Below are 517 nucleotides of genomic sequence, written 5' to 3'. Positions count from 1 at the left end.
CGCGCGAATCCTTTCGCGTGGAATTGTGTTCTTTTAAAAAGGGAAAATATATATTCCCAGTTGTAATCAAATATACTATTTTGTTATATAAAAATCCAGTGATTAAAATGCACTGGATTCGTTGTTTTATAATTATGTTACATCTTTTTATCACGCGAAAGGATTCGCGCGGGAGCGTGGCGTTACTAAGATCGAAGTAAGATTAACTGGACCAAACGGCAATTTAAATTTTGACACAGTTTTTCCTTATTAATTAAAACCTAAAATTGATTATGAACTATATGCAAAATTGTAAGGTAGAGAAATTGGACTTTATAGAAACTAATAGAATAATTAAAAACTTCAATCTTAAAAAATATTTTATTTTCATTGACAAACAAGAATTAATAGAAAATTCTTGTTTGTCAAAATTATATACACAGCAGGAATTAGATTCTCTAACCCTATCGCTCGGATTTACACAATCCAAATCTAAGCGTCTAGTTTTCAACGTGGCAGTTAGCGCAGAATTGTATAC

The 517-nt window shown here is 30.8% G+C and carries 1 protein-coding gene; it reads left to right on the top strand.

Features of this window, described 5'->3' with window-relative positions; genetic code table 11:
- Positions 1-281 precede the first annotated feature (281 nt).
- Positions 282-517, top strand: a 236-nt coding sequence (locus B0A78_RS14765; RefSeq protein WP_211282059.1) for a hypothetical protein, incomplete at its 3' end; no start/stop codon positions are given.

Origin of the sequence: Flavobacterium columnare NBRC 100251 = ATCC 23463, from assembly GCF_002530675.1 — a bacterium.
Taxonomy (GTDB): domain Bacteria; phylum Bacteroidota; class Bacteroidia; order Flavobacteriales; family Flavobacteriaceae; genus Flavobacterium; species Flavobacterium columnare.
This window is presented reverse-complemented; position numbering and strand designations above follow the sequence as displayed.